Genomic DNA, 25,424 nt, shown 5'->3' with positions numbered 1-25,424 from the left:
ACGATATGAGCACCACGCTCGACTGTCGGCGCGGATCGTGCTGTGGGCTCCCAGGGGTCCAGGGGCAGGGTGCCCCTGGTACCCGACGACCGGGCTCCGCGGCTTCTCCCCCCGCCCCATGCGCTCCGGTTTGCGGCCCCCATGCCCGCGGCCTGCTCATTCGTGTCGAACTGACCTCGACCGTGCTCCCCAGCCCTGATCCCGGCCGCGCCGCCTGCGTGGTGCGGCGCGCACTGGACCAGCTCCGCCGTGGCCTGCCACGCGCCAGCGCGGGCGTGAGCGAAGCGGGAGCCCGCGCCTTGGCGCGATGACCAGGCCACCCCGCTGCCAACCCAACAGGCCAACTCGCGCCGCGCCGCGCAGGCGGCGCGGCCTTGATCCCATAGAGGTAGTTTCTGCAGTACTAGCTTGCGATGACCCGGATCTACCTCTTAGCTATGGAGACCATGAAGGGAGCAGAAATTGAGGATCGAGCGCATCGAGGTCCAAGAAGGCTTTCTAGATGGGCTGGATCTTCGGCTTCACCCAGGACTAAACGTCATTATCGGCGCCCGCGGAGTTGGTAAAACGAGCATCCTTGAACTAGTGCGGTACGCTCTCGACGTTCCACATATAGACAAGCGTCGCTCTTTGCAGTCTCGACTACACGCCGAGGCAGTCCTTGACGGAGGACGCGTTACAATTGGATTGGAGCACGAAGGCCGGTCCTTTGTAATCTCGCGATCCCAAGAAGATACTCCCGATATTGAAGAAACGGCCCGCAAGAATCTTCCAGCCATGCTCGGGCAAAACGAGCTCGAAGGAATTGGACTTGATGCAGCAAGCCGCCTTCGACTATTCGACACTTTCGCGGGTATACCGACTGACTCAATCGCGCGCCAACTCGCATCTCGAAACAATATTGTCGAGGAGATCACCCAACAGCTTCGAACGTTGATTCGAGAACGTGATGCACTGTTGCAGTCCGAGATGATGCGCGCGGCGGTTCTGGGGCAACTTCGTGAAGCAATCGCCACCGAGGATGAGCTAACTGCGACAGCCAGTGACGAAATGACCGAGATTCGCATGCACCTCGCCTCGGCAAGCAGAGGAATTGCAGAGAAGAGAGCGCGGATCGACCGTCTAGAAGAGATAACGGCCGTCTCAAAGAGCATCTCTTTGGACGCCGATCGATTCTACCAGCAGTTGATGTTCTTAGCCGAGGAGACCCGGTCTATACCGGATATGCGAGAAGCCTCGAACCTCGACCTCGCTATTGACTTGTACATCTCCGGCCGGCACGAACTAGGCCAGTTCGTAGGAGTAACTCTTGAAGTAATCGACCGGCTGCGAACCGAGATCACTTCGATAGATGATTCTATTCGACCCCTGCGTATTCAGTATGATCGCTATCAGGCTGGAGCTAGCGCGGCAGCACAGAGAACAGCCCGTCTTGAGCAACAACTGACAGAGATCGATACTCGCATAGCGGAACGAGGAGTGCTTGAAGAACGAATTCGCAGCCTCCGCACTCGTCGGGCAGAAACACTTCGCGAGATCGATGAGATTCGAGAGAAAGCATGGCGTTCACGGGTGACAATTGGCGACAAGATGTCGTCTCGATTTGCACCCAGGATTCGGATCGCTATGGAGCATTACGGTGATCGAACCGCATACCGAGAAGCGATTGCCGCTGCGCTAGCTGGAAGCGGGATGAAGTTTAACCAGTTGGCTGGGTACCTCGCAGATAACCTGACGCCACAAGAACTGGTGACTGCGGTCGAGGATCGAGACTCAGCCCATCTGGCCACTGTGGGCAACCTAACCCGTCAGCGGGTTGATCGTCTAGTGACCCATCTTGCACTATCAGAAAGCCTTGGAAGCATCCTTACTGCACCCATCGAAGACACAGTCGACTTCGAGCTTCTTGTAGGGCGCGGTTATAGGAAGACAGAAACTCTCTCCACCGGTCAAAGGTGTTCCGTAGTTCTGCCGATTCTTCTAGCCGACGATAGGCAAGCACTGCTGCTCGACCAGCCAGAAGATCATCTTGACAATGCGTACCTAGTTGAAAGCACAGTAGAGATACTCCGCGCACGTAAGGCAGCTTCTCAAACAATCGTCGTAACACACAATGCAAATATTCCCGTGCTCGGCGACGCCGATCTTGTAGTTGCGATGGCCAGCGATGGCCGTCGCGGATATGCCCGAGATACTGGCGCCCTGACTGACTCGCCAGTAGTACGCGCGATAACAGATCTAATGGAGGGCGGTGCCGAGGCGTTTGCCCGACGGGCTCGGTTCTACGGTGGACTTCAATGAACCGCGACTCGGCCTTCGTTCGACTAGCCAGTGGAGTTCCCTCCGAACGCCTCGAAGCTGCTAGGTACTTGCAGTTCTGGGCAGTTCCAGCCGACATACCCGAGCTTAGGTCGGCCATCAGCGCTGAACCAATCCAGTGGATTCGCGGCGCGCTCGAGTCCGCACTTGCCCGTCTTGGGGACGAAAGCAGTCATAAGATTGCTACAACTACAGGCCCATTGACAATCTCTGGACCTAAGGTTATCGAAGCAGAACCGCTGACGCGCGCTAACATAGCCCGAGCGCTAGTGCACGAGTTGGGAACTTCAATAGCTTCAATTTACTACAACATAGAGACAGAATGGATTGAGTTTGATCAGAGTAGGACAAAGATTGACCTGGACAGGTTGAAGAGATTCCTTGAATCTATCGCGGCTCTCGCTCAAGTATCGGAGAGCGCATCGCCCGAGAACTTCGAGCTGTCTCTTCTAGCCGCATCGGTGGCTGAGTCGGCCCAAAGGCAGTTTGGTATTCAGATCGCGGTAGACGGGCCTAGTCCACTTGAACTGAACTCAGATCGCGGCCTGGTAGAAATAATTCTGCAGAACGCACTAAAGAACGCCTGCGAGGCGGCCATAGCGAACACGCAATCGCCGATCGTGTCTCTCGTCTTTAATCGAAGTGACAGGGAAACTTGGATCGCGGTGCGCGATAACGGAGGGGGCTTACCCCCTGGAGGCGCAACCAACCTATTTCAGATTGGCCTAACCACTAAGGACGGGCATTCAGGAATTGGGCTTCCTATTTGCATAGAAGCCGCCCGAAGTTTGAGTGCTCAGATCTTCCTTGAAAGTGAAGCCGAGGGCACACGTTTTGAGCTTCTGATAAGCAGGAAGACTGGTGAAGCATGAATCTACTGCTAGTAGAAGATTCCCCGCAGATTGTCGATGTCTTTGAGCACTTCTGCCGTAAGAATAGTATTGATCTCACCGTCACACGCAGTCTTCTCTCCGCCAGCAACGCAATTCGCGACAAGGAAATTGATCTTGACGCGGTCATCTGCGATCTGAAGATTCCCTCCGAGGATCATTCGGTCGACCTTGAGGACGCTCACGGTCTGTTGGTAGTCGACTTGCTTGAGAAGGAAATCCCCGGGGTTCCCGTTCTAGTGCTATCCGCGTTCGGCAGCGTTCCTTTGCTTTCCCAGATGCTCGTGAGAGCCCGCCGAGCTGACATCCTCGGAACTGGCACGGATACTCCGATGCTCCGTTTTGTCGACAAACCGAATCTAAAGGAGGCCCACGACTTTCTAATTGAGATCAAGTTGGGGCTCGATCAGCTTGCGCAGATTGAACTGATCGGGTGCGAGAATCTAACGCCACATCAATGCAGAACGATTAAGATCTTCGCGAGACCTCGGCGGGGTGCCATTGCCCGGTTTCAGACGCTGGCAGGAGGGTTGTCTGGAGCTCAGACTGGTGTGCTGACAATTGATGACGAGTCTGGTTCCCGCGTGGGTCACGTAGTTGCAAAGATTACCACTAACGAACGTGCGGTAGAGGAAGAGGGACGGTACAGTAGTTCGATTTCATCTCGTTTGGGCGCCGGCACTTATGCCGATCTTGGCGCCCGAGTTACATCTGGATGTGGCCGGGCGGCGGCCCTCTTTTACAGCGTCGCAGATACTTATCGTTCCGACTTGTTTGGGCTTCTTAACGAGAACTCCGCGCGAGCTGCAAGTGCCGTAGCGCAACTCCAGAACTACTTGGTGCCATGGACGCATGCTGTGCCACACACCAGCCGGTCCTGGCTTGACGTCCGTCGAGAGCTAATCAATGATGAGGACAACGACAGTATCGGCGAACGTTACGACCTTGTAGAGATTGACGACACAAGGCGTTTTCAGGCCGTTTGGTCGACCGTGCACGGAGACTTGCACGGGGCCAATGTTCTAGTCGACAGCACTGACCGTCCTGTCCTAATCGACTATGGGCGGTCGGGACTGGGGCCGAGTTGCCTTGATCCCATCACTCTAGAACTATCTATACTTTTTCACAAAGATTCCAAACTAAAGGCAAACCCATGGCCAAGTGTCGAACAACTACAGAGATGGGGAGATATTGACAGCTATGTTATTGATTGCCCTTACGGTGAATATCTACGTGCATGCCGTTCGTGGACGACAGATGTGAGTGCTGCGACTCGCGATGTCTGGGCGACCGTAGCAGCGTACTGCAGACGTAATCTGCGCTACGACGACATAGACAACGAACGCGCTGTGACACTACACAACTATGCGGCAACCAAACTAAATGAGTCTTTCAGTTAGCTGCTTGGAAAAATGGTTACGCCATCGTGTGCACGAAAGCGTGCTCGTCCACTGAACGCATCTCGCACTCTAACAAAATAGACAGGCGGCACCATCAGAGCAGCTTCGTCAAGAGTCGCCCAATTTAGACGTTTGACCTCGTCGGTCGGACTTAGGCTTCCTGCCCGCGGGGTGCACCTAAAGACTACGGCCACGATTCCTCGGGCCATGTTTTTGTACACTCCTGTTAGCTGATCGACGCTTACATGCAAACGTGTTTCTTCGAGAACCTCACGCCGTAGTCCCTCTTCCATCGTTTCATTTAGCTCCAGAACGCCACCAGGTGGCTCCCAGTTGTCATTATCCCGTCGCTGAGTCAGGAGAACCCTGCCATCTTGGTTCACAATAATTCCGGCGACACTAACGGAGTGCTTTGGCGCAGACATGGCCCGCTTTCCCTTTTCCGCTGCTTATGAGACGATAGGGCTCGTCTAGTCGTCTACAGGAGTGACATGGTTGACCTAGGTTTGATCGACAGGGCCGACGACAGGCCACCTTATCGTCAGATCGCGGCTGCGCTGCGACGGCTGATCGCAGCGGGTCGGTTGCCGCCCGGGGAGAAGCTGCCGTCAGAGACTGAGTTGATCGCGCACTATGGGGTTGCGCGGATGACGGTGCGGCGGGCGTTGCAGGAGCTGCGTGGTGAGGGCTTGGTTGTGGCTGAGCACGGTAAGGGTGTGTTCGTGCGGTCCAGTCCGCCGGTGCGGCGGTTGGCGTCGGACAGGTTTGCGCGGGCGCATCGGAAGCAGGGGAAGGCGGCGTTCTTGGCGGAAGCCGAGGTCAGTGGGCACAAGGCCGCGGTGGATCAGATCTCGGTGACTACTGAGCGGGCGTCGGCGGAGGTTGCGGAGCGGTTGGGGTTGGGTGGGGATGGGCGGGTGGTGATGCGGTCTCGGCGGTACCTGGCCAATGGGGTGCCAGTGGAGACTGCCGTGTCGTATGTGCCGGAGTCGATCGCAGCGGGGACTGCCATCGCCAGCTTGGACACGGGGCCTGGGGGGATCTATGCGCGGATCGAGGAGCAGGGGCATCAGCTTGGGCGGTTTACCGAGGAGGTGACGGCTCGGATGCCTACTCCGGAGGAGCGGAAGGCGTTGGAGATCGGGGCTGGGGTTCCGGTGATCACGTTGGTGCGGACGGCCTTTGATCTTGATGATGTGCCGGTGGAGGTGTGCGAGACGGTGAAGGTGTCGCATGCGTTCGTGTTGGAGTACGACTTCCCGGCTCGGTAGGTAGGGCTTCGCTAAAGCGAAGGATCAGCGGTGTCGATTGAACTCCTCTAGACGTCTATGTAGCTTCGACTTGTCTAGAGGAGATGGCCCGGAGAGGGTCTGACGAGAGAGGCGACGGCAGTGGCGATCAGCAAGGGGCACAGGTTCCCCGTCAGCTTTGAGGCAGCGTTCCCGAATGGGCTGGTCATGACGGGTGTGGTGATGCCGGACAACGAATACCAGACGCGGGAGGAGAGGGCGGCGGGGCGGCCAGTGCGGCAGCGGGTGGATGAGGGCACGGGGCTGCGGCAGTGGAAGGTCATCGTGATGGATCTTGGGGAGACGAACGCTAAGCGGGCGTCGTTTGAGGTGACGTTCTTGGCTGAGGTGCAGCCGGTGCCGACTACGAACGAGGTCGTGCCGGGGATGCGGCCGGTGGAGTTGGACGGGTTGACGGCTGAGCCGCGTGTGGCTGGGAATGGGGAGTTCAAGTACCTGTCGTACGTCTACCGGGCGTCTGGGTTCCGGGCGGTTGGAGCTTCGGCGCCCTCGGGCTCGACGCGGCGGGGTGCGGACAAGGGTGACGGCGCGGACAAGGCTGCGGCCTAGCCGTGAGGGGTGTTGAGGGTGGCCCGGTCGTGGCGGCTTCGGCGGTCGGGCCTGTGCTGGACGGGACCGTGGCGCGGCGGGTGCTGGGGTATGAGCTGACTCGGCTGTTGGCGGATCGGGCTGTGACGCATGGGGAGATGGCTGAGCGGCTTGGGGTTTCGCGGGCCTCGTTCACTCAGGCGGTGAGTGGGAAGACGCTGCTGAGCAGGGCTTCTCTGGAAGTGGCGCTTGCTCACCTGGGCGCGGTTGAGGTGCTTCCTCGGCTACTGCATCTGTTGCGGATGGCGCGTAGGTCGTCGTCTCGGCGGGCGGTGGGTGACCGGGAGTTGGTCACGGGGCTTGAGGCGTTCGCGTCGCGGATTGAGCTGTATGACGTGGCGCGGTTCGGGGGGCTTGTCGGGGATGAGCGGTGGCGGGTGCTGGCGGGTGAAGGCGCTCCTGAGCTGGTGTGGCTGGTGGAGGAGCACCTAGCCAATCGGCGGCAGTCCACGAGTGTGCGGGAGCAGGTTCGGCGGGTTCTGGGGCTGGCGAACGTGACCGTTCAGGTGGTGCCGGTGGGGCTGGCTCCTGAGCTGGCGTTGTCTGGCGGGTTCGAGATCGTGCACGGCCCGGCTGGGGTCGTTGTGTGCGAGGAAGCGCGTAGCACCAACCACTACCACGACAGCGGAGCGGCGGTCGCCGAGTTCCGGCAGGCGTTCACGGCCTTGCGGATGGCGGCCTATCCGCCTGAGCAGTCGCGGGTCTTGCTGGCTGACACGTAATCCAATCTATGTGCGCAGAGGAGGAGGTCCCGTGACTACTTACATGTCACGCAGGCCGCCGGTTATCTGGCTTACCTGTCTCGACGGGCATGACCATGCCGTTCGGGACGGCATACAGCCGGGAGGGCTGTACGAAGCGGCCTGTGGGGTGCAGGTGTTGCCTGAGGCGTCGCAGGAGCCGCCGTTCCCGAAGTGTGCGGTGTGTCTGCGGTTCACGGTGGCCTGGCAGCACGAACGCTCCGTCGAACAGCGTCTTGGGCACCGCACGAGTCACGCACGGCCGGGCTGGTGGCGGCGTGTGCTCTGTCGGCGGGGTGCACGATGAGCGCCCTCGTGGGGCGGATGGTCCCCTATATCGCGGCGTGGAGCGATGAGAACAGGCTGCCGGCGGTCGCTGTCGCGTCTCCGATGGGGCGGCTCCGGTACGTGGACGAGTCCGAGGCTGATCGGGACAGCAACGGCGTGCTCTGGGTTCGGCACGATGACCAGCCCGGTGCGGGGGTACCGGTCTTCGATGAGGTCCACCCGCTGCGTCAACGCCATGCGATGCAGAATCTTCTGTGCCAGGTGTGTGCGCAGGAGCCTGACCGTAACGCTGATGGCGTGTTGTGGGTGATGGTGGACAACCGTGACGACTGGTCGAAGTGGCCCAACCGCATGCTCACCTACGACGCCCCCGTATGCGCTCCCTGCGCCCGCATCGCGTCCCGTTCGTGCCCGGCGCTACGGAACCGGAAAGTGCTCATCAGGTCCCGGACCCACCCCGTCATGGCGGTGAAGGGAGACATCTACGCCCAGTCGCCTGCCGGACTAGTGGTGACGGGACGGGACATGGTCATGCTCGACCACCCCATGATCCGGTGGACCGTCGCACACCAACTACTGAGGCGGCTGAGCGGCTGCGTGATCGTCGGAACGAGCGTGGACGACCTCTGAGCGGATCGCTCCACGAGTACGCGAGATCAACAATCGAATAGCGCTGGGGCGACAGGAACACGAGGGCATCGAAGCGCGCTCTCGTGGTTCCTGCGTGCCCGTAACTCTCTTTACCGGTAACAGAAGTAGGTGGGAGCGGCCATCATGGTTGGTCGCCGGTTCGGCCGCTCCCCCTGTCCTACAACGGAAGTTGATAAGACATGACAAGCGTAAGGCACGACAGTGCACCCAACGCAAGGGGCATCGGCCGGGGAGGAAACCGGTGTGCCGAGTGCAGGCGGTTCGCTCGGCTGCTGCCTGGTGAGGACAAGTGCTCGACCTGCTCGGGGACGTTGGGCTTGGAGTTCGGTGTCATCGCCGTCGCCGAGGACGTCACCGCGCGGGGTGGTTGGTGATGGGGAGGGACGGCCGGTGGGTTGACCCGGCTCCGCTTGAGGTGGCTCGTCCGCGGCTTCCGTGGTGGACGTTGTTGCCGTGGAAGGCCAAGCTGCTGCTCTCCCCCATCGCTGCGTCTTGGCTGCTGGCGTGGGGTGTGGGCAGGGTGGTTCGGCTGGTGTGGTTCTACCCGGCCTTGACCGTGCTCGCAGTGGTCTTGGCCCTCGTGGGGGCGCCGCTGTACGGGGTCGGTGGGTGGTGGCTGCTCGGGGGCCTGGCCCTCGTCGTGGTCGTGGTCTGTGGGTGGGTGTGGCGGCGGAGCCCGGATCGGTTTCTGACTCGGGTGCGGTGGGTGCGCACGGAGTTGCGGCGGGCCAGTGTCTACGCCTCCCAGTGGCGCACGGTGACTCGTTTGGCTGGGCTGTGCGGGGATGCGAAGGGGCGGGAGTACCGGCCCAGGCTGCGGCGGACTCGGTCGGAGTGGTGGCGGGATCGGGTGCGGGTTCGGATGATCCCGGGGCAGGCTCCGGAGCAGTGGGAGCTGCGGGCGTCGGGGCTGGCGCACTCGTTCGGGGCTCGGTCGTGTCGGGTGCGGGAGGTCAAGCCGGGGTCGATCGAACTCGACTTCGTGCACGCTGACCCCCTCGCTCGGCCGTTGCCGGTGCCTGAGCTGGGTGGCTCGGTGGATTTGAAGCGGGTGCAGATCGGGCGTACTGAGACCGGGAGGCCGTGGGCGCTGCGGTTGCTGGGTGGGCAGTTCCTGGCGGTGGGTGTGCAGGGGGCGGGGAAGGCGTCGGTTTTGTGGTCGCTGCTGCGGGCGTTGGCACCGGCGCTGCGCTCGGGGCTGGTGCGTGTGTACGGGATTGACCCCAAGGGTGGGATGGAGCTGGGGCAGGCCCCGGAGCTTTTCCACGATGGGCCGGTCTACAGCAACGGGGCGGCGGCGGTAGAGCTGCTGGAAAAACTCGCTGAGGAGACCCGGGCTCGGGCGGCACGGTTTCGGGGCATCCTGCGTGGCTGGACCCCGAACTGTGGGGAACCGTTCCTGCTCCTGGTGCTCGATGAGCTGGCCGACATCATCGCCTACCAGACCGATCGCAAGCTCAAGGAACGCGCGGCGGCAGCCCTGCAAACGATCACCTCACAGGGGCGCGCGCCCGGGGTCGCGGTACTCGGTCTGGTCCAAGATCCGCGTAAGGAGATCATCCCCTTCCGCAACCTGTTCACCACTCGCATCGCGCTGCGTCTTGATGAGGCTGCGCAGGTGGACATGGTTCTTGGGGACGGTGTGCGGGCTCGGGGCGGCGGCGCGCACGAGATCCCAGAGAGCACGCCGGGTGTCGCCTGGGTTAAGGAAGACGGCAGGCGTGACCCGGTGCGGGCTCGGGCCTTCCACGTGACCGATACCAACATCATCGAGCTTGTCCACTACGTGACGGGCACCTCGGCGACTGTTCATGCCTTTCCTGAGCTGCACGCTGCGGATGGCGGTGAGGCGGCATGAGCGCGCCTGTGAAGGTCCGGCCGCCGTTGGCTCTCGATGTGGTGACCGCGACTGCGGAGCAGCACGGCGTCTGCGTACGGCCGTTCACGATGGAAGTCGGCGACATCAGCACCGGGGCTCTGCGGTATGTCGGTGTGCCGTGTGGGTCGACGGTGGAGAGCGTCTGTGGGCCGTGTGCTCGCAAGGCTCGGGCGTTGCGGATGACCCAGTGCCGGGAAGGCTGGCACCTGTCGGCTGAGCCGGTGGACGTTCGGCGCGCCCCCTCCAATGAGCAGAAGGCCCTGCTTGAGCTGCGGGCCGACCTCGTGGCCGCCTACCAACGGGCTGACGCGGCCGGGGACGTCGACGCGGACGAACTCCGTGAAGACATCCGCGCGGTGGATGAGGAGCTACACGCCTCCGGGATCACCGGCAGGTTGCCCAACCCGGACGGGCCTGGGGCGAAGGTGGCTCCCAAGAGGTCGACCAGGCGCAGGCAGGACGCGCCTGATCTGCCTCGGCGGCGGGTGGAGAAGCGCACCGTGGGACGCGAGTTCGCCGGGGGCTACCGGCCGTCGATGTTCGTCACCCTCACCTGCGACACCTACGGCCCCGTCCGCGACGACGGCACCCCACGCGACTTCGCCACCTATGACTACCGGCGGGCCGCTCGGGACGCGGTGCACTTCGCCTCCCTGGTCGATCGGTGGTGGCAGAACCTCCGCAGGGTCGTCGGGTGGGACGCTCAGTACTTCGCCACCGTCGAACCGCAGAAGCGCACAGCCCCGCACCTGCACACGGCTATCCGCGGTTCGATCCCGCACGAGGTCATCCGGCAGGTCACCGCAGCTACCTACCTACAGATCTGGTGGCCCGCCCATGACCACCTTCTCTACGGGAGCGGGCACCTGCCGGTGTGGGACGGAGAACGGTTCGTGGACCCCGGTGACCGGCGCCCACTCACCCCCTGGGCGGACGCTCTCGAACAGGTGGAGGAACCGGCGCACGTCGCCAGGTTCGGGACTCAGGTGCACTCCAAGGGCATCCTCGGCGGCTCCGACGAAGCAGGACGGCACATCGGCTACCTGACCAAATACCTCACGAAGTCGACCGGCGAGGTGATCACCGCCGCGACGGACCGGCAGCGCGAACACCACGAACGGCTTCACGCCGAACTCGCGGTGACGCCGTGCTCGCCTCGGTGCGCGGTGTGGCTGCTCCACGGAATCCAGCCGCTCGGGGCGACCTCGCGGACCACACCAGGGCACTGCAAGGGCCGGGCGCACCGACGCTCCACCCTCGGCCTGCCCGGACGGCGGGTGCTGGTCTCGCGGAAGTGGTCGGGCAAGACGGTGGCTGAGCACAAGGCCGACCGGAGGGCGTTCGTGCTCTCGATGCTCGAAGGCGTTGGCATCAGGCCACCGGAGCGGGACCCGGAACAGCTCGTGTGGCGCAAGCTCGCGCCCGGGGACACCAACGCACCTCCCAGAGCGCACCTGCTCATGCACGCGATCTCGGAGCGGATCAGGTGGAGAGCGGAGTACGACACGGCGCTACTTGCGGCCGGGATCAGTCGGCCAGATGTTTCAGCAACTCAACCGCTAGCGGCCTGACCAGGGGGAACGTGTCATGAGCAAGCAGACAGAAGCGCTGTGGACTGTGGATGAGGTGGCGACGTACCTGCGGGTTCCGGTGGCCACCATCTACCAGTGGCGGACTCGGGGATACGGGCCTGCGGGGTGTCGGGTGGGGCGGCATCTGCGGTTTCGGGCTGGGGACGTGCTGCGGTGGGTGGATGGGCTGGCTGAGGGGCGGGCGGCCTGATGGGGCACATTCAGGACCGGTGGTTTCGGGACAAGGTTGATCCCGAGACGCGGAGGCCGGTGCTCAACGCGCAGGGGCGGACGGTGCGGGAGCGGACGGAGTTGTACGGGCGGGGTGATCGGTACCGGGTTCGGTATGTGGATCACTCGGGGCGGGAGCGGTCGAAGTCGTTTCCGGACAAGCAGAAGATGCGGGCTGAGGCGTTTCTCGGGGAGGTGCAGACGGAGCTGCGGCGGGGGACCTATGTCGACCCGGATGCGGGGAAGGTGGCGTTCGAGGTCTACGGGCGGCGGTGGTTGGCTTCTCAGGGGTTTGAGGAGTCGACTCGGGAGGCGGTGGCGCAGCGGCTTCGGTTGCACGTGTTCCCGCATCTGGGGCACCGGAACTTGGATTCGCTGCGGCCCTCGGACATCCGGGAGTGGTTGAAGGCGTTGCTGGACAAGAAGCTCGGGGACAGCTACCGGCAAGTGATCTTCGTCCACGCGCAGACGATCCTGAACGCGGCTGTGGATGACGAGCGGATCAGGAAGAACCCGTGCAACGCCTCGTCGGTGCAGAAGCCGCAGATCGCGGCTCGGAAGGTCGTCCCGTGGACGGCTGAGCGGGTGCACGCGGTTCGGGAGGCGATGAACGAGCGGTTCCGGGTCACGGTGGCGCTCGGGGCCGGGTTGGGGCTGCGGCAGGGGGAGGCGTTCGGGCTGAGCCCGGATGACGTGGACTGGGAGCAGGGGGTGGTGCATGTTCGGCGGCAGGTGAAGCTGGTCGGTGAGCGGCCGTGCTTCGGGTTGCCCAAGCGGGGGAAGACGCGGGAGGTACCGCTCCCAGAATCGGTGGGTCGGGAGCTGCGGGCGCATATGGAGGTGTATCCGCCGCTTGAGGTGACGTTGCCGTGGCAGTCGCAGGGTGGGGAGCCGGTGACGGCGCGGGTGGTGGTGTGGAGCCGGGAGCGGACGGTGGCGTGGCGGCCTGTCTACAACCAGAACGCGTGGGCGACGGCGCTCAGGCGGGCGGGGGTAAGGCCGCTCCCCCGGGTTGACGGGTTTCACGCGCTTCGGCACTTCTACGCCTCGACGCTGCTGGACGCCGGAGAGTCGATCACGGCGCTGGCGTCCTACCTCGGGCACGCCGACCCGGGGTTCACGTTGAAGGTCTACACGCATCTGATGCCGTCGAGTAAGCAGCGGACACAGAGAGCAGTCGACGCGGTGTTCGGCGGCCCGGAGCTGCTCCACGGCCTGCGGACGGCCTGATCATGGGCCATGCTCGTAACGGCGCAGGTCGGGCCAGCGAGACTGTCGGTACTACCAGTTCTGAGTCGAGCGTCGCTCAGCTCCACTATCGGCCGCGCGCCTACAAGGCAACCCCTACGCGTTGTGAAGACCTTTCACGTTGCCGTTAGGGGTGGGTGAGTCTTTTCGGAGTATCGCATTGCCCCGCTATAGCAGAGCGGACATACCGGGCGCGACCATTGATTCGTCAAACACACCCGTGAACCGTGAACAACAGCAGGTAAATCCCAACCGACAGCGGTCCCACCTGCGTATGGGCTGTGCTAAAAGGAGGGCACTGAGAGTACGCACGTACTCCGATAACCACATCTTCATCATTACCCCTCAAGAGCTGAGACCGTGCTATAAACCAGCGACGGACCTGCCTAAATCGTCCATAAGAGACTGCTCGGCCACAGGCCACAAGGGGGCATGTCGAATGGTACAAACGGACCACGGCGAGGCGCTGGCCGAGCTCACGGGCCTGTTCGGCGACACCCAGGCCGGACACGGCAGGCTGGCGCTCGTCTCCGGTGGTCTCGCGAGCGGCAAGACGCTGCTGCTCAACCAGCTCTACGCGCACGCCCGCTCGGCCGGGGCGCTGGTGCTGACGGCGACGGGGTCGCGGGCGGAGCGGGCGTTGCGGGCGGGGGTGCTGGATCAGCTGTTCCACGGGGCGGGGTTGCCCCCTGCCGTGGCCGATCGGATGTCGCGGCTGATCTCGCCGGAGGCCGATGAGGAGAGCGGGTCCGACGCGCGGACGATGCGGCAGGGCTGCGCGATGATGGTGCACGAGGTGTGCGGGGTCATCCTGGAGCTGTCGCGGGAGCGGCCGGTCGTCATCGGGGTTGACGATGTGCAATTTGCTGATTCGTCGTCGTTGCAGTTCATCTTGTACTTACGCAGGCGGATGGCGTCCGCTCGCATTCTGATCGCGCTGACGGAGTGGGACCAGCCGCAGCCCACGCTGCCGCTCTTCCACGCCGAGGTGACCCGGCGACAGCACACCCGGATCGCGTTGGCCCCGCTGAGCGTCGGTGCGATCGCGGCGATGCTGAGCGAGCGCACCCAGGACGCCGACGAGCTGGCCCCGGTGTGGCACCGGATCAGCGGTGGGAACCCGCTGCTGGTCCACGCCATGGCCGACGACCTCGACGCGGGCGTCACCGCCGACGACGGGCACGCGGGCCCCGCCTACGCGCGCGCCGTGCTGTCCTGCCTGCACCGGTGGGAGTCCTACCTGCTCGACATCGCCCGCGCGATCGCCGTCGCGGGCGGCAGCCCGTCCGACCTCGTCGCCCGCCTGGCAGGCACCACGCCGGACGTCGCCGACCGCGCCGTGGAGATCCTCACCGGGTCCGGGCTGCTGGCCGACGGGAACTTCCGGCACGCCGCCGCCGCGTCCGCGGTGCTCGACGGGATGCCGGTGGCGCAGCGGTCGATGCTGCACACGGTGGCCGCCGAGCTGCGCTACCAGCGCGGCGACGAGCCCGCCGCCGTGGCCGCGCACCTGCTGGCCGCCGACCGGGTCGTCGAGGGCTGGTCGGTGCCGGTGCTGCTGGAGGCCGCCGAGCAGGCGCTGACCGGCGACGACGCCACCACCGCCGTGCGGCTGCTCGAGCTGGCGCTGCGCGGGGCCGACGGCCACCAGCGCGTCGCGGTGACCCGGGCGCTGGTGCGCGCCCTGTGGTGGACCAACCCCTCGGCCGCCGCCGCCCACATCGGACCCCTGCGGGCCGCGGTGTGGGCCGGGGAGCTGGCCGGGGAGGACGCGGTCGCGCTGGTGCGCCACGCGCTCTGGACCGGGGACCAGGAGACCGCGCTGCGCGCGCTCGGCACCCTCGACCGCGGCGAGCTGGACCCGCGCAGCGCCGCGGAGCTGCTGGTGATCTCCCAGTGGTTCCACGGGCTCGGCCCGGTCGCGCGCGCCGCGGAGGCGCTGGCGCCGGAGGGCGACGACCCGTGGGCGGTCACCGCGCGCAAGCTCGGCCGGGTGTGGTCGGGGGCCTCGGAGCCGGAGACGGTCGCGGCCGCCGAGCTGATCCTGCGCAACTGCTGGCCCGGCCACAGCGCCCCGGAGATGGTGGCGACCGCGCTGCTGATCCTGGTGCACGGCCGAGCGGGCGAGCAGGCCGCCGACTGGTGCGAGCGGCTCTCGGCCGAGGCGGCGCGGCGCGGGGCGGCGACCTGCCAGGCCATGGTCGAGGCCGTCAGCGCCGACATCGCGCTGCGCAAGGGCGAGGTCGTGCTGGCCGCCGCGCGCGCGGACTCGGCGATGCGGCTGCTGCCCGCGCAGGGCTGGGGTGTGTCCATCGGCTACCCGCTGTCGGTGCTGATGGCCGCCAACTCCGCGCTGGGCAGGCACCGCGTGGTCGAGGAGCTGGTGCGCCTGCGCGTGCCCTCGGGCATGTTCGAGACCCTCGCCGGTCTGCGCTACCTGCACGCGCGCGGGCGGGCGCTGCTGGCCACAGGCAAGGTCCTCGCCGCGATCAGCGACTTCCAGAACTGCGGGCAGCGCATGCGCGCCTGGGGCGTCGACCTGCCCGCCCTGGTGCCGTGGCGCACCCAGTTCGCCGAGGCGAACCTGATGCTGGGCAGGCCGGACGTGGCCGCCGCACACCTGTCCGAGCAGCTGGGCATGCCCGGCTGCGACCGCCGCACGCGCGGGGAGTCGCTGCGCCTGCTGGCCGCCGCGCGCGAGCCCGTCGAGCGGCCCCGGCTGCTGCGCGAGGCCGTCGACAACCTGCGCGGCGACCGGGCCGCGGCCGCCCGCGCGCTGGCCGACCTGGCCACCGCGCTGCGCGACCTCGGCCGCGACGCCGAGGCCGACCAGCTGGCCAGGGAATGCGCCGCGGAGACCAGGGCCAGCTACTCCGGGGCGCTGCCGCTGCCGGTGGACTGGCCCGGCGAGGCGCCCGCGCTCAGCGACTCCGAGCGGCGGGTGGCCGAGCTGGCCGCGACCGGGCACACCAACCGCGAGATCGGGCGGGCGCTCTACATCACGGTCAGCACCGTGGAGCAGCACCTGACCCGCGTCTACCGCAAGCTCGGGGTCAAGAGTCGCGCCGACCTGCCGCACCGGCTCGCCAAGGGGCACTCGCCCGTGCGCGTGCGCGGCTGACCCTCCCCCACCGATCCCCCTGTCGAGAGCGTCGAGTTCAACCATGAGAAGGGCCGCCGTATGACCAGCGAGTGCCGCATCTGCGCGGGCGTTGTCGCCGAGTTCCTCGACCTGAGCCGCCAGCCGCTCTCGGACGCGTTCCGGCGGCCGGAAGAGACCAGTCCCGAGTTCTTCTACCGGCTCGCGGTCGGCGTGTGCGAGACGTGCACGATGGTGCAGCTGATGGAGGAAGTGCCGCGCGAGGCGATGTTCCACCAGGACTACCCGTATGTCAGCCAGGGCTCCTCGGTGATGCGCGCGCACTTCACCGCGCTGGCGCAGCGGTTCCTGGAGACCGAGCTGGCCGACGACGGTTTCGTCGTGGAGCTGGGCTGCAACGACGGCACCATGCTGCGCACCATCGCCGCCGCGGGCGGGCGGCACCTGGGCGTCGAGCCGTCGGGGGGTGTCGCGGACCTGGCCGCCGAGTCCGGGGTGCGGGTGCGCAAGGACTTCTTCGAGGAGTCCACCGCCCGCGACATCCTCGCCACCGACGGGCCCGCCGACCTGATCTACGCGGCCAACACCGTCTGCCACATCCCGTACATGGGCTCGATCCTGCGCGGGGTGGAGGCGCTGCTCTCCGAGCGCGGGGTGTTCGTGTTCGAGGACCCGTACCTGGGCGACATCGTGGAGAAGACCTCCTTCGACCAGATCTACGACGAGCACTTCTTCCTGTTCTCGGCGCGCTCGATCGATGAGATGGCGCGCAGGCACGGCCTGGAGCTGGTCGACGTCGAGCGGCTTCCCGTGCACGGCGGCGAGGTCCGGTACTGGCTGGCGCGGCCGGGCGCGCGCGAGCGCACCGCCGCGGTGGCGGCGCTGCTGGCCGAGGAGGCCGAGCGCGAGCTGTCCTCGCGGGTCACCCTGGACGCCTTCGCCACCCGCGTCGGCAAGATCCGCGACGACCTGACGGCGCTGCTGACCGAGCTGAAGGAGCGCGGCGAGCGCGTCGTCGGCTACGGCGCGACGGCCAAGAGCGCGACCGTCACCAACCTGTGCGGCATCGGGCCGGACCTGGTCGAGTTCATCTGCGACACCACCCCGGCCAAGCAGGGCAGGCTCGCGCCGGGCTCCGGCATCCCGGTGCGCCCGCCCGCCGCCTTCGCCGAGGAGCACCCCGGCCACGCGCTGCTGTTCGCGTGGAACCACGCCGAGGAGATCATGGCCAAGGAAGCCGAGTTCCGCGCGGGCGGCGGCAAGTGGATCTTGTACGTGCCCGAGGTGCGGGTTGTCTGAGGACCTCCGTCGATGAGGGTGGCGGTGCTGGGCGGCTCCGGGTTCGTCGGCACGGCGGTGGCGGCCCGGCTCGCCGCCGCCGGGCTGGCGGTCCGGGTCGTGGCGCGCGATCCCGACGGGGTGCCGCACTCGGCTGTGCGGGCGGATCTGACCGAGCCGGGGCAGGTGGCGGCGGCGGTCGAGGGTGTGGACGCGGTGGTGTCGCTGGTGCTGCACACCGGGAGCGGGTCGTGGCGGGTGCTGCCGGAGCAGGCCGAGGAGGCCGCGGCGGTGAACGTCGGGATCGCGCGGGCGGCGGCGGGCACGGGGCTGCCGGTGGTGCTGGCGGGGTCGACGTCGCAGGCGGGACCGTCGGCGGGCGAGCGCCTGGTCGGCGGGGAGGTCGACGCGCCGGAGTCGGAGTACGACCGGCAGAAGCTGGCCGCTGAGCGGATCGTGCTGGCCGCGGGCGGGGTGTGCCTGCGGCTGCCGACGGTGTACGGGCCGGGGCCGCTGGACCGGGGGGTGGTCTCGGCGATGGCCCGGCGGGCGCTCGGAGGCGAGGCGTTGACGGTGTGGGGCTCGGGGGGCATGCGGCGGGATCTGGTGCACGTGTCGGACGTGGCTGAGGCGTTCCTGGCGGCGGTGCGGCACTTCGCGGCGCTGGCGGGGCGGAGTTGGGTGATCGGGTCGGGTTCGGGGGTGTCGGTGCGGGAGTTGTTCGAGATGGTGGCGGCGGCGGTGGGGCGGCGGACGGGGGTGGTGGTTCCGGTGCTGTCGGTGGAGCCGCCTGGGCATGCGACGGAGGGGGATCTGCGGGGGCAGGTGGGGGATGCGGTGCGGTTCAGCGGGGTCACGGGGTGGCGGGCGTCGGTGGGGTTGGCCGAGGGGGTGGAGTCGGTGGTGGCGGGTTTGGCTTGGGAGGGGACTTCGGGAGTTGTCCACAGGGGCTGAAGTTCACCCTCTTGACACGGATGGTTGTGGCGTAGCCTTGAAGGAGTAGGGCGGAGTGACCCCCGGATTGGGGCGGGGCGTGTCCTGCGCGAGGGCGGGCGGGGCGGGGAAGCGGCGGTGGGTGGGGCGGGATGCGGTGGCGGGCGGGAACAGGAAGCGGCGGTAGGTGGGGCGGGGAAGCGGCGGCGGGCGGAAGTGGTCTCGGTGTGGGTGGGTCAGATGCCGAAGGCGCTGGGGTAGCGCACTGTGCCGGTCGGGATGGGGTGGTCGGGGTGGGTGAGCAGGGCCAGGAAGGCGGCGTCGGGGACGTCGAAGGGGGCGTGGATTCCGAAGGTGGAGGCGGGGGTGAAGCCGAAGCGGGGGTAGTAGTCGGGGTGGCCCAGGACGATGACCACCGGTTCGGGGTGGGTGCGGGCGGCGGCCAGGCAGGCGCGGATGGCGGCGGAGCCCGCGCCCGCGCGTTGGTGGGCGGGGAGGGTGGCGCACGGGGCCAGGGCGAGGGCCGGGGTGTCGTCGATGTGGCAGCGGGTGATGAGGGCGTGGGCGGTGATGACCCCGTCGGGGGACTCGGCGACGGTGGAGAGTCCGTCGATCCAGGCTCGCGGGTCCGCGCGCAGGGCGTCGACCAGGGCGGCCTCGTCGGGGTGGGGAAGGCGGCGGTGACCAGTGCGCGGATGGCGGGGACGTCGTCCGGGGTTTCCGGGCGGGTGGACCACATGCGGGAGCCTCTCGGGTCAGGGGGCTCGACGCTATCTCGCGCGGGGTCGGCGGGCATCCCGGTTTCGGTCCTCCACAAGGGAGCGAGCCAACCCCCTAACCTGCGGGCGTAGGGGTTTACCCCCGCGCCGCGGCGGCACGAAGCTGACCAGGTGAAAGCGCGTGAACTCGGTCTGGGGGGCGCGTGGGCGTTCACCCCGGAGACGCACCGCGACGACCGCGGGCTGTTCGTCTCGCCGTTTGAGGAGTCGGAGTTCTCGGCCGCGGTCGGGCGGTCGCTGTTCCCGGTGGCACAGGTCAGCACGAGCGTGTCGGGCCAGGGCGTCGCCCGGGGCGTCCACTACGCGCGGACGAAGCCCGGGTGTGCCAAGTACGTGCACTGCGCGACGGGGCGGGTGCTCGATTTCGTCATCGACCTGAGGGTCGGGTCGCCGACGTACGGGCAGTGGGACAGCGTCGAACTCGCGGAGATGCAGGCCGTGTACCTGCCCGCCGGGCTCGGCCACGCGTTCGTGGCGCTCGAGCCCGACTCCACCGTCTGCTACCTGCTCTCCCGCGGCTACATCCCCGCGGACGAACTGGCGGTGTCGCTGCTCGATCCCGAGCTGGGCCTGCCGATCCCCGATGGCGCCGTGCTCTCCGCCCGCGACCGGGCCGCGCCGACCCTCGCCGAGGCGAAGGCCAACGACCTGCTGCCGCACTACCCCTAGGGAGGCCCGGTGTCCGCACCCACCCGCAACCTCGCCGATCGGCTGGCCGAGTCCACGCGCCACGACGCCGGGGGCACGGCGGACGTGCTCGCCTGGCTGGACGGCCTCGCCGACCGCTGGTGGATGCGGGTCGACCGGGTCGACCTGGGCGCGCTGGACGGGTGGGAGGTCGAGCGCGGCACCGGGAACCTGCGCCACCACACCGGCAAGTTCTTCACCGTCGAGTCCCTGGCCGTCGACCTGGCGGGCGCGCCGGTGCCGCGGTGGGAGCAGCCGATCATCGTCCAGCCCGAGATCGGCATCCTGGGCATCCTGGTGCGCGAGATCGACGGCGTGCTGCACTGCCTGATGCAGGCCAAGCACGAGCCGGGCAACCCCAACGGGTTGCAGATCTCGCCGACGGTGCAGGCCACGCGCAGCAACTACACGCGGGTGCACAAGGGCAAGGAAGTCCCCTACCTGGAGTACTTCCGCGACACCTCGGCGCACCGGGTGGTCATCGACATCCGGCAGTCGGAGCAGGGCGCGTGGTTCTACCAGAAGCGCAACCGGAACATGGTTGTCGAGGTGGACGGGGAGGTCGAGGTCCGCGAAGGGTTCCGGTGGCTGACGCTGGGGCAGGTCGCGGAGCTGATGTCGGTGCCCGACCTGGTGAACATGGACGCCCGGACGGTGCTGGCGTGCCTTCCCGGCGGGGGTGCGGCGCTGGCCGGCGCCGGGGTGGACGAGTTCAGCTCGGCGCTGGTGCGCTCGGCCGATCCCGGTTCCGTTTCGGCGCACGGGATCGGGGATGTGCTGAGCTGGATCACCGAGGTCCGGACGCACACGGATCTGAAGGTGGTCCGGGGGGCGCTGGCGGGGCTGCCGGACTGGGCCTACGACGACGGGCGGATCGCGCACCGCAGTGGCGGGTTCTTCTCGGTGGTGGGGGTCCGGGTCGAGGCCGGGGGGCGTGAGGTCGCCTCGTGGTCGCAGCCGATGCTGGAGCCGGTGGGGACCGGGGTCATCGCGTTCGTGGTGCGCAGGATCGGGGGCGTGCTGCACGTGTTGACCCATGCCCGGACCGAGCCGGGGTATGCGGATGTGACCGAGTTGGCCCCCACGGTGCAGTGCGTTCCGGAGAACTACGAGCGGCTGCCGGAGAGGCCCCGGTTCCTGGATGTGGTGTTGGGGGCTGAGCGGGTCTGGTTCGACACGGTGCTGTCGGAGGAGGGCGGGCGGTTCCTGGGCGCCCGCAACCGCTACATGGTGGTGGAGGCCGACGTCGAGGTGGGTGGGGACGACCCGCACTACCGGTGGCTGACGCTGGCGCAGTTCGAGGAGCTGCTGCGGCACTCGTTCTACGTGAACATCCAGGCCCGCAGCCTGGTGCTGTGCCTGCGGAGCCTGGTGCCCCGGGGGTAGCCCCGGTCCGGCACACAGACAAGCCCACCCGCACCACGGGTGGGCTTGTGTGTACCAGCTCTAGAGCAACGTGCGCAGGACGTCGATCACCCGGGTCTGCACGTCGACCGGCAGGGAGGGGTACATCGGCAGGGAGAAGATCTCCTCGGCCGCGGCCTCGGTGACGGGCAGGCTGCCGGTCTGGTAGCCCAGGTGGGCGAAGCCGGTCATCGTGTGGACCGGCCACGGGTAGCTGATGTTCAGGGCGATGTCGTGCTTCTTCAGCTCGTCGAGGATTCGGTCGCGCTCGGGGTGGCGGACCACGTAGACGTAGTAGACGTGGGTGTTGCCGGGGGCGGTGGCGGGCAGGATCAGCTCGGTGTCGCCGAGGCCGTCGAGGTAGCGGGCGGCGATGGCCTGCCGTCCGGCGATGTACTCGTCCAGGCGGGTGAGCTTGCGGCGGAGGATCTCGGCCTGGACTTCGTCCAGGCGGCAGTTGTGGCCAGGGGTTTCGACGACGTAATAGGTCTTCTCCATGCCGTAGTAGCGGTGGCGGCGGAGATTGGCGTCGATGGCGGCGTCGGTGGTGATGGTGGCGCCGCCGTCGCCGTAGGCGCCGAGGACCTTGGTGGGGTAGAAGGAGAAGGCGGCGGCGTGGCCGGTCGCCCCGGCGATGGCGCCGTGGTGGCGGGCGCCGTGGGCCTGGGCGCAGTCCTCGATCAGGTGCAGGCCGTGCTTGTCGGCCAGGGCCTTGAGGGGTGCCAGGTCGACGCACTGGCCGTAGAGGTGCACCGGCAGCAGGCACTTGGTGCGGGGGGTGATGGCGGCCTCGACCTGGGCCACGTCCATCAGGTAGGTGTCGGCGTGGACGTCGACGAACACCGGGGTCGCGCCGAGGGCGTCGATGGCCAGGACGGTGGGGGCCGCGGTGTTGGAGACCGTGATGACCTCGTCCCCTCGGGTCACGCCGACGGCCTGCAGGGCGAGGCGGATGGCGTTGGTGCCGTTGTCGACGCCGACGCAGTGGTCCACGCCGTGGTAGGCGGCGAACTCCGACTCGAACCCGGACACGCTCGGGCCGAGCACCAGGCGGCCGGAGGAGAACACCGTCTCCACGGCGTCGAGGATGTCCTTGCGCTCTGCCTCGTATTCGCGCGTGTAGTCCCAGACGAGTGTGGTCATGGGCGCCAGCGTAGGGCGGGCCCCAGGCCCGGGTAACCCCTATCAACGCAGGTCAGACCCCGCGCGGTGAACCTCTGACCGCACCTTCCGCTAGGCCGTTCGCAGGGAATCCCCAACAGGTCCCCGTAGGGGTCCGGTAGGGGTGTCCTGGCCTGCGGAGATCGACCTACGGTGGCGGCGATCGCCTACCTCCGAGGGATCTCCAGGGGACCAACGCATGCCACGACACTTCCTGTTCCTGTGCCACCCCGACCACGGCCACGTCATCCCGAACCTGGCGATGGTGGCCGAGCTGACCCGCAGGGGGAACCGGGTCACCTACATCACCGCGGAGAGCATGGCCGGGATCGTCACCGACGCGGGGGCCACCGCGGTGGCCTACGACTCGCGCTACCGCGACGCCGACTTCCTCAAGGTCGCCGAGGACCCGGGCTACCTGATGGACCTGCTGCTGGACGAGAGCGCGGCCATGCTGCGCAAGGCGAGCGAGGACGGGGCGATCGAGAAGCCCGACGTCATCGTCTACGACACCTCGATCCTGTTCGCCGGCCGCATCCTGGCGCGCAAGCTGGACGTGCCCGCCGTGCAGGTGATCCCGGTGTTCGCCTCCAACGAGCACTTCTCCTACCTGCAGGCCATGTACAACCCCGACCAGCCCGCCTCGGAGAAGCCCGCCGAGCCGCCCGCCTGGGTGATGAGCACGATGCACCGCATCGGCGCGCTGTGCGCCGGGCACGGGGTGGCCGCCGCGCCGCCGGAGCTGTGGTTCGAGGTGCCGCCGCTGAGCCTGGTCACCGTGCCGCGGGAGTTCCAGTACGCGGGCGAGACCTTCGACGAGCGGTTCGCCTTCGTCGGGCCGTGCGTCGGGGACCGGGCGTTCCTGGGGTCGTGGTCGCCGCCGGAGAGCGGGCTGCCGGTGGTGCTGGTGTCCCTCGGCGCGGTGTTCAACGAGCACGCCGACTTCTTCCGCACCTGCGTTGAGGCCTTCCGGGGCAAGCCGTGGCACGCGGTGATGACCGTGGCCGACGGGCTCGACCCGGCGTCACTGGGCGAGCTGCCGTCCAATGTGGAGGTGCACAGGTTCGTGCCGCACGTCGCGGTGCTCGAGCACGCCTCGCTCTGCGTGACGCACGCGGGCATGGGCACGGCGATGGAAGCGCTGCGGGCGGGCACGCCGATGGTGTGCGTGCCGACCTCGGCGCTGGACCGCCCGACCGCCAAGCGCATCGCCGACCTCGGCCTGGGCGTCGCGCTCGATCCGGCGACGGTGACCGGCGAGGACCTCATCGCCGCGATCACCTCGGTGCTGGAGGACCCCGGCTTCACCGCGCGCGCCGCCGACATGGCCAAGGCCGTGGACGCCGCGGGCGGGGCGGGGCGGGCCGCCGACGAGATCGAGCGCCGATGACGGTCATCGCGATCGGCGAGGGAGGCGGGCCCGCCATGACCCCGGACAGCCCCATGACCCCGGACATCGGAGTGCTCGGGCCGGTGCGGGTGGTGCGCGGCGGGGCCGAGCGGCACGTGGGCGGGCCGCGCGAGCGGGCGGTGCTGGCCAGGCTGGCGCTCGACGCAGGCCGGGTGGTCAGCGTCGAGCGGCTGATCGATGCGGTCTGGCAGGGCGAGCCCCCTGCCAGCGCCCGCGGCCAGGTGGCGATCTGCGTGTCCCGGCTGCGCAAGGTGCTGGGCGCCGAGGTGATCGCCACCGCCAGCCCCGGCTACCTGATGCGCGTCGGCGAGGACGGCTCGGACTGGGCGCGGTTCAACGCGCTGCTGGGCCGCTCGCGCGCCCGCTCGTCGGTCGGCGACCGGGCGGGCGCGGTCGGACTGCTGCGCGAGGCGCTGGCACTCTGGCGCGGGGTGCCGTTCGAGGACGTGCCGGGCCTGCGCGCCGACGCCGCCCGGCTGCAGGCCGCGCGGCTGGACGCCGCGGAGACCTGCGCGGAGCTGGAGCTGGAGCTGGGCCTGCACGACCGGGTCAGCAAGGAGCTGGCCGTGCTGGTCGCCGAGCACCCGCTGCGGGAGCGCGCGCGGGCCCAGCTCATGCTCGCCCACTACCGGGCGGGCAGGCGCGCGGAGGCGCTGCGGGTCTACCAGGACACGCGGCGGGCGCTGGTCGAGCAGATCGGCCTGGAGCCGGGGCCGCAGCTGCGCGGGCTGCACGAGCAGATCCTGCGCGACGCGATCCCCGCGCCCGCCCCGGCCGACGCGCCGTCGCAGCTGCCCCGCCAGCCGCTGCCCTTCGCCGGGCGCGACGAGGACCTGCTCGCGCTCGACGAGGTGCTGGGCGACGGGCTCTCGGCCGACGCGCCCGGCACGGTGGTGCTGTGCGGGCCGGGCGAGGTGGGCAAGTCGACGCTGGCGCTGCGCTGGGCGCACCAGCGCGTCGACTGGTTCCCCGACGGCCAGCTGCACGCCGACCTCGTCGGCGTCGACGGCGCGCCGGTCTCGCCCTTCGTGGTGCTCGACCGGTTCCTGCGCGCGCTCGGCGTCCGCGCGATCCCGGAGGACCCCGGCGAGAAGGTGGCGCTATACCGCAGCGCGGTCGCCCGCCGCAAGCTGCTGGTGGTGCTGGACGGCGCCGTCGACAGCGCGCAGGTCGCGCCGCTGCTGCCGGGCGGCCCGCACACCAGGGTGATCGTCACCAGCCGCGATCCGCTGGACGAGTTCGCCGCCCGCTTCGGCGCGGTGCAGCACACCGTCGAGCCGCTGGCGGTCGAGGAGAGCCGCTCGCTGCTGTCGATGCTGCTCGGCGCGGACTGGCTGGCCGCCCAGCCGCAGGAGGCCGCGCGCATCGCCCGCCAGGCGCGGGGCTTCCCGCTGCCGGTGCGCAGGGCCGCGGCGCTGCTGCGGCGCACGGGCTGCCTGCGCAGAGCCGACCTGGTGCCCGCCTGAACGACCAGTGATCCACAGGGTTGTCCACAGCTGTGGTCAACAGGCCGCGAGGGCTCGCCCGCCCTTACTGCCGCTGTGGATTCCCCGGCC

The 25,424-nt window shown here is 67.6% G+C and carries 21 protein-coding genes; 18 read left to right on the top strand and 3 right to left on the bottom strand.

Annotation, left to right across the window (positions count from 1 at the left end):
• Nucleotides 1–462: 462 nt before the first annotated feature.
• From ACFPM7_RS07390 to ACFPM7_RS07380, 3 genes are read left to right on the top strand one after another with little or no spacing between them, the layout of a single operon-like run.
• Nucleotides 463–2,301 (top strand): AAA family ATPase, encoded by a 1,839-nt coding sequence (locus ACFPM7_RS07390; RefSeq protein ID WP_378245264.1) that lies wholly within the window; start codon nucleotides 463–465, stop codon nucleotides 2,299–2,301.
• A complete protein-coding gene (locus tag ACFPM7_RS07385; protein ID WP_378245262.1) occupies nucleotides 2,298–3,191 on the top strand; it encodes a sensor histidine kinase in 894 nt (297 codons plus the stop codon). Before ACFPM7_RS07390 ends, ACFPM7_RS07385 begins: the two co-directional genes overlap by 4 nt.
• Complete coding sequence (locus ACFPM7_RS07380) at nucleotides 3,188–4,609, top strand: phosphotransferase (protein WP_378245260.1); 1,422 nt, start codon at nucleotides 3,188–3,190, stop codon at nucleotides 4,607–4,609. The genes ACFPM7_RS07385 and ACFPM7_RS07380 overlap by 4 nt, the downstream gene beginning before the upstream one ends.
• Here ACFPM7_RS07380 and ACFPM7_RS07375 read toward each other — a convergent pair.
• On the bottom strand, nucleotides 4,606–5,034 hold the full coding sequence (locus ACFPM7_RS07375) for an NUDIX hydrolase (protein WP_378245258.1): 429 nt from the start codon (nucleotides 5,032–5,034) through the stop codon (nucleotides 4,606–4,608). The genes ACFPM7_RS07380 and ACFPM7_RS07375 overlap by 4 nt on opposite strands.
• Nucleotides 5,035–5,100: 66 nt before the next feature.
• Here ACFPM7_RS07375 and ACFPM7_RS07370 point away from each other — a divergent pair, with 66 nt between their 5' ends.
• The 11 genes from ACFPM7_RS07370 to ACFPM7_RS07320 all read left to right on the top strand — a co-directional run bounded on the left by ACFPM7_RS07370 (nucleotide 5,101) and on the right by ACFPM7_RS07320 (nucleotide 18,447).
• Nucleotides 5,101–5,880: a GntR family transcriptional regulator gene (locus tag ACFPM7_RS07370; protein WP_378245256.1), complete on the top strand. Its 780-nt coding sequence runs from the start codon at nucleotides 5,101–5,103 to the stop codon at nucleotides 5,878–5,880.
• Nucleotides 5,881–6,000: 120 nt separating this feature from the next.
• Nucleotides 6,001–6,468, top strand: a complete 468-nt coding sequence (locus ACFPM7_RS07365; RefSeq protein ID WP_378245254.1) for a hypothetical protein — start codon at nucleotides 6,001–6,003, stop codon at nucleotides 6,466–6,468.
• A 29-nt stretch (nucleotides 6,469–6,497) separates the two neighbouring features.
• Nucleotides 6,498–7,229, top strand: coding sequence for a Scr1 family TA system antitoxin-like transcriptional regulator (locus tag ACFPM7_RS07360; protein WP_378245252.1), 732 nt, complete (start codon nucleotides 6,498–6,500; stop codon nucleotides 7,227–7,229).
• Between the two features lie 321 nt (nucleotides 7,230–7,550).
• A complete protein-coding gene (locus ACFPM7_RS07355) occupies nucleotides 7,551–8,165 on the top strand; it encodes a hypothetical protein (protein WP_378245250.1) in 615 nt (204 codons plus the stop codon).
• 964 nt (nucleotides 8,166–9,129) lie between these two features.
• Complete coding sequence (locus ACFPM7_RS07350) at nucleotides 9,130–10,044, top strand: FtsK/SpoIIIE domain-containing protein (RefSeq protein WP_378245248.1); 915 nt, start codon at nucleotides 9,130–9,132, stop codon at nucleotides 10,042–10,044.
• Complete coding sequence (locus ACFPM7_RS07345; RefSeq protein ID WP_378245246.1) at nucleotides 10,041–11,636, top strand: replication initiator; 1,596 nt, start codon at nucleotides 10,041–10,043, stop codon at nucleotides 11,634–11,636. The genes ACFPM7_RS07350 and ACFPM7_RS07345 overlap by 4 nt, the downstream gene beginning before the upstream one ends.
• A gap of 16 nt (nucleotides 11,637–11,652) precedes the next feature.
• A complete protein-coding gene (locus tag ACFPM7_RS07340) occupies nucleotides 11,653–11,847 on the top strand; it encodes a helix-turn-helix transcriptional regulator (RefSeq protein ID WP_378245244.1) in 195 nt (64 codons plus the stop codon).
• Nucleotides 11,847–13,097: a tyrosine-type recombinase/integrase gene (locus tag ACFPM7_RS07335; RefSeq protein WP_378245242.1), complete on the top strand. Its 1,251-nt coding sequence runs from the start codon at nucleotides 11,847–11,849 to the stop codon at nucleotides 13,095–13,097. Before ACFPM7_RS07340 ends, ACFPM7_RS07335 begins: the two co-directional genes overlap by 1 nt.
• Before the next feature lie 457 nt (nucleotides 13,098–13,554).
• Nucleotides 13,555–16,236, top strand: coding sequence for a helix-turn-helix transcriptional regulator (locus ACFPM7_RS07330; protein WP_378245240.1), 2,682 nt, complete (start codon nucleotides 13,555–13,557; stop codon nucleotides 16,234–16,236).
• A 60-nt stretch (nucleotides 16,237–16,296) separates the two neighbouring features.
• Nucleotides 16,297–17,514 (top strand): methyltransferase domain-containing protein, encoded by a 1,218-nt coding sequence (locus ACFPM7_RS07325; protein WP_378245238.1) that lies wholly within the window; start codon nucleotides 16,297–16,299, stop codon nucleotides 17,512–17,514.
• 12 nt (nucleotides 17,515–17,526) lie between these two features.
• Entirely contained in the window at nucleotides 17,527–18,447 is a 921-nt protein-coding gene (locus ACFPM7_RS07320) for an NAD-dependent epimerase/dehydratase family protein (RefSeq protein ID WP_378245236.1), read from the top strand.
• Between the two features lie 215 nt (nucleotides 18,448–18,662).
• Here the strand turns inward: ACFPM7_RS07320 and ACFPM7_RS07315 are convergent, their stop codons facing one another.
• A complete protein-coding gene (locus ACFPM7_RS07315) occupies nucleotides 18,663–19,163 on the bottom strand; it encodes a GNAT family N-acetyltransferase (RefSeq protein WP_378245234.1) in 501 nt (166 codons plus the stop codon).
• Nucleotides 19,164–19,316: 153 nt separating this feature from the next.
• On the opposite strand from ACFPM7_RS07315, the gene ACFPM7_RS07310 reads away from it, so the two are divergent.
• Both ACFPM7_RS07310 and ACFPM7_RS07305 read left to right on the top strand, forming a co-directional pair.
• Nucleotides 19,317–19,874 carry a dTDP-4-dehydrorhamnose 3,5-epimerase family protein gene (locus tag ACFPM7_RS07310; protein WP_378245232.1) on the top strand — a complete coding sequence of 186 codons (558 nt, stop codon included), beginning with the start codon at nucleotides 19,317–19,319 and terminating at the stop codon, nucleotides 19,872–19,874.
• A gap of 9 nt (nucleotides 19,875–19,883) precedes the next feature.
• A complete protein-coding gene (locus ACFPM7_RS07305) occupies nucleotides 19,884–21,278 on the top strand; it encodes an NDP-hexose 2,3-dehydratase family protein (protein ID WP_378245230.1) in 1,395 nt (464 codons plus the stop codon).
• Between the two features lie 60 nt (nucleotides 21,279–21,338).
• On the opposite strand, the gene ACFPM7_RS07300 is transcribed toward ACFPM7_RS07305, so the two are convergent.
• Nucleotides 21,339–22,439, bottom strand: coding sequence for a DegT/DnrJ/EryC1/StrS family aminotransferase (locus ACFPM7_RS07300; protein ID WP_378245228.1), 1,101 nt, complete (start codon nucleotides 22,437–22,439; stop codon nucleotides 21,339–21,341).
• A 217-nt stretch (nucleotides 22,440–22,656) separates the two neighbouring features.
• Between ACFPM7_RS07300 and ACFPM7_RS07295 the strand changes: the two genes are divergently transcribed.
• Both ACFPM7_RS07295 and ACFPM7_RS07290 read left to right on the top strand, forming a co-directional pair.
• Entirely contained in the window at nucleotides 22,657–23,847 is a 1,191-nt protein-coding gene (locus ACFPM7_RS07295) for a macrolide family glycosyltransferase (protein WP_378245225.1), read from the top strand.
• Nucleotides 23,844–25,334 carry an AfsR/SARP family transcriptional regulator gene (locus ACFPM7_RS07290; RefSeq protein ID WP_378245223.1) on the top strand — a complete coding sequence of 497 codons (1,491 nt, stop codon included), beginning with the start codon at nucleotides 23,844–23,846 and terminating at the stop codon, nucleotides 25,332–25,334. Before ACFPM7_RS07295 ends, ACFPM7_RS07290 begins: the two co-directional genes overlap by 4 nt.
• Nucleotides 25,335–25,424: the final 90 nt, after the last annotated feature.

The sequence above is a fragment of the Actinokineospora guangxiensis genome, from assembly GCF_042657845.1.
In the GTDB taxonomy this organism is placed as follows: Bacteria; Actinomycetota; Actinomycetes; order Mycobacteriales; family Pseudonocardiaceae; genus Actinokineospora; species Actinokineospora guangxiensis.
The sequence above is the reverse complement of the archived record's forward strand: the minus strand, read 5'-3'. Positions and strand labels throughout refer to the sequence as shown.

Excerpts from the sequence above, each read along its gene's own strand:
- ACFPM7_RS07370 (WP_378245256.1), top strand. The coding sequence starts at position 5,101 with ATGGTTGACCTAGGTTTGATCGACAGGGCCGACGACAGGCCACCTTAT.
- ACFPM7_RS07290 (WP_378245223.1), top strand. The coding sequence starts at position 23,844 with ATGACGGTCATCGCGATCGGCGAGGGAGGCGGGCCCGCCATGACCCCG.
- ACFPM7_RS07320 (WP_378245236.1), top strand. The coding sequence starts at position 17,527 with ATGAGGGTGGCGGTGCTGGGCGGCTCCGGGTTCGTCGGCACGGCGGTG.
- ACFPM7_RS07355 (WP_378245250.1), top strand. The coding sequence starts at position 7,551 with ATGAGCGCCCTCGTGGGGCGGATGGTCCCCTATATCGCGGCGTGGAGC.
- ACFPM7_RS07385 (WP_378245262.1), top strand. The coding sequence starts at position 2,298 with ATGAACCGCGACTCGGCCTTCGTTCGACTAGCCAGTGGAGTTCCCTCC.
- ACFPM7_RS07300 (WP_378245228.1), bottom strand. The coding sequence starts at position 22,439 with ATGACCACACTCGTCTGGGACTACACGCGCGAATACGAGGCAGAGCGC.
- ACFPM7_RS07340 (WP_378245244.1), top strand. The coding sequence starts at position 11,653 with ATGAGCAAGCAGACAGAAGCGCTGTGGACTGTGGATGAGGTGGCGACG.
- ACFPM7_RS07345 (WP_378245246.1), top strand. The coding sequence starts at position 10,041 with ATGAGCGCGCCTGTGAAGGTCCGGCCGCCGTTGGCTCTCGATGTGGTG.
- ACFPM7_RS07375 (WP_378245258.1), bottom strand. The coding sequence starts at position 5,034 with ATGTCTGCGCCAAAGCACTCCGTTAGTGTCGCCGGAATTATTGTGAAC.
- ACFPM7_RS07335 (WP_378245242.1), top strand. The coding sequence starts at position 11,847 with ATGGGGCACATTCAGGACCGGTGGTTTCGGGACAAGGTTGATCCCGAG.
- ACFPM7_RS07325 (WP_378245238.1), top strand. The coding sequence starts at position 16,297 with ATGACCAGCGAGTGCCGCATCTGCGCGGGCGTTGTCGCCGAGTTCCTC.
- ACFPM7_RS07295 (WP_378245225.1), top strand. The coding sequence starts at position 22,657 with ATGCCACGACACTTCCTGTTCCTGTGCCACCCCGACCACGGCCACGTC.
- ACFPM7_RS07330 (WP_378245240.1), top strand. The coding sequence starts at position 13,555 with ATGGTACAAACGGACCACGGCGAGGCGCTGGCCGAGCTCACGGGCCTG.
- ACFPM7_RS07380 (WP_378245260.1), top strand. The coding sequence starts at position 3,188 with ATGAATCTACTGCTAGTAGAAGATTCCCCGCAGATTGTCGATGTCTTT.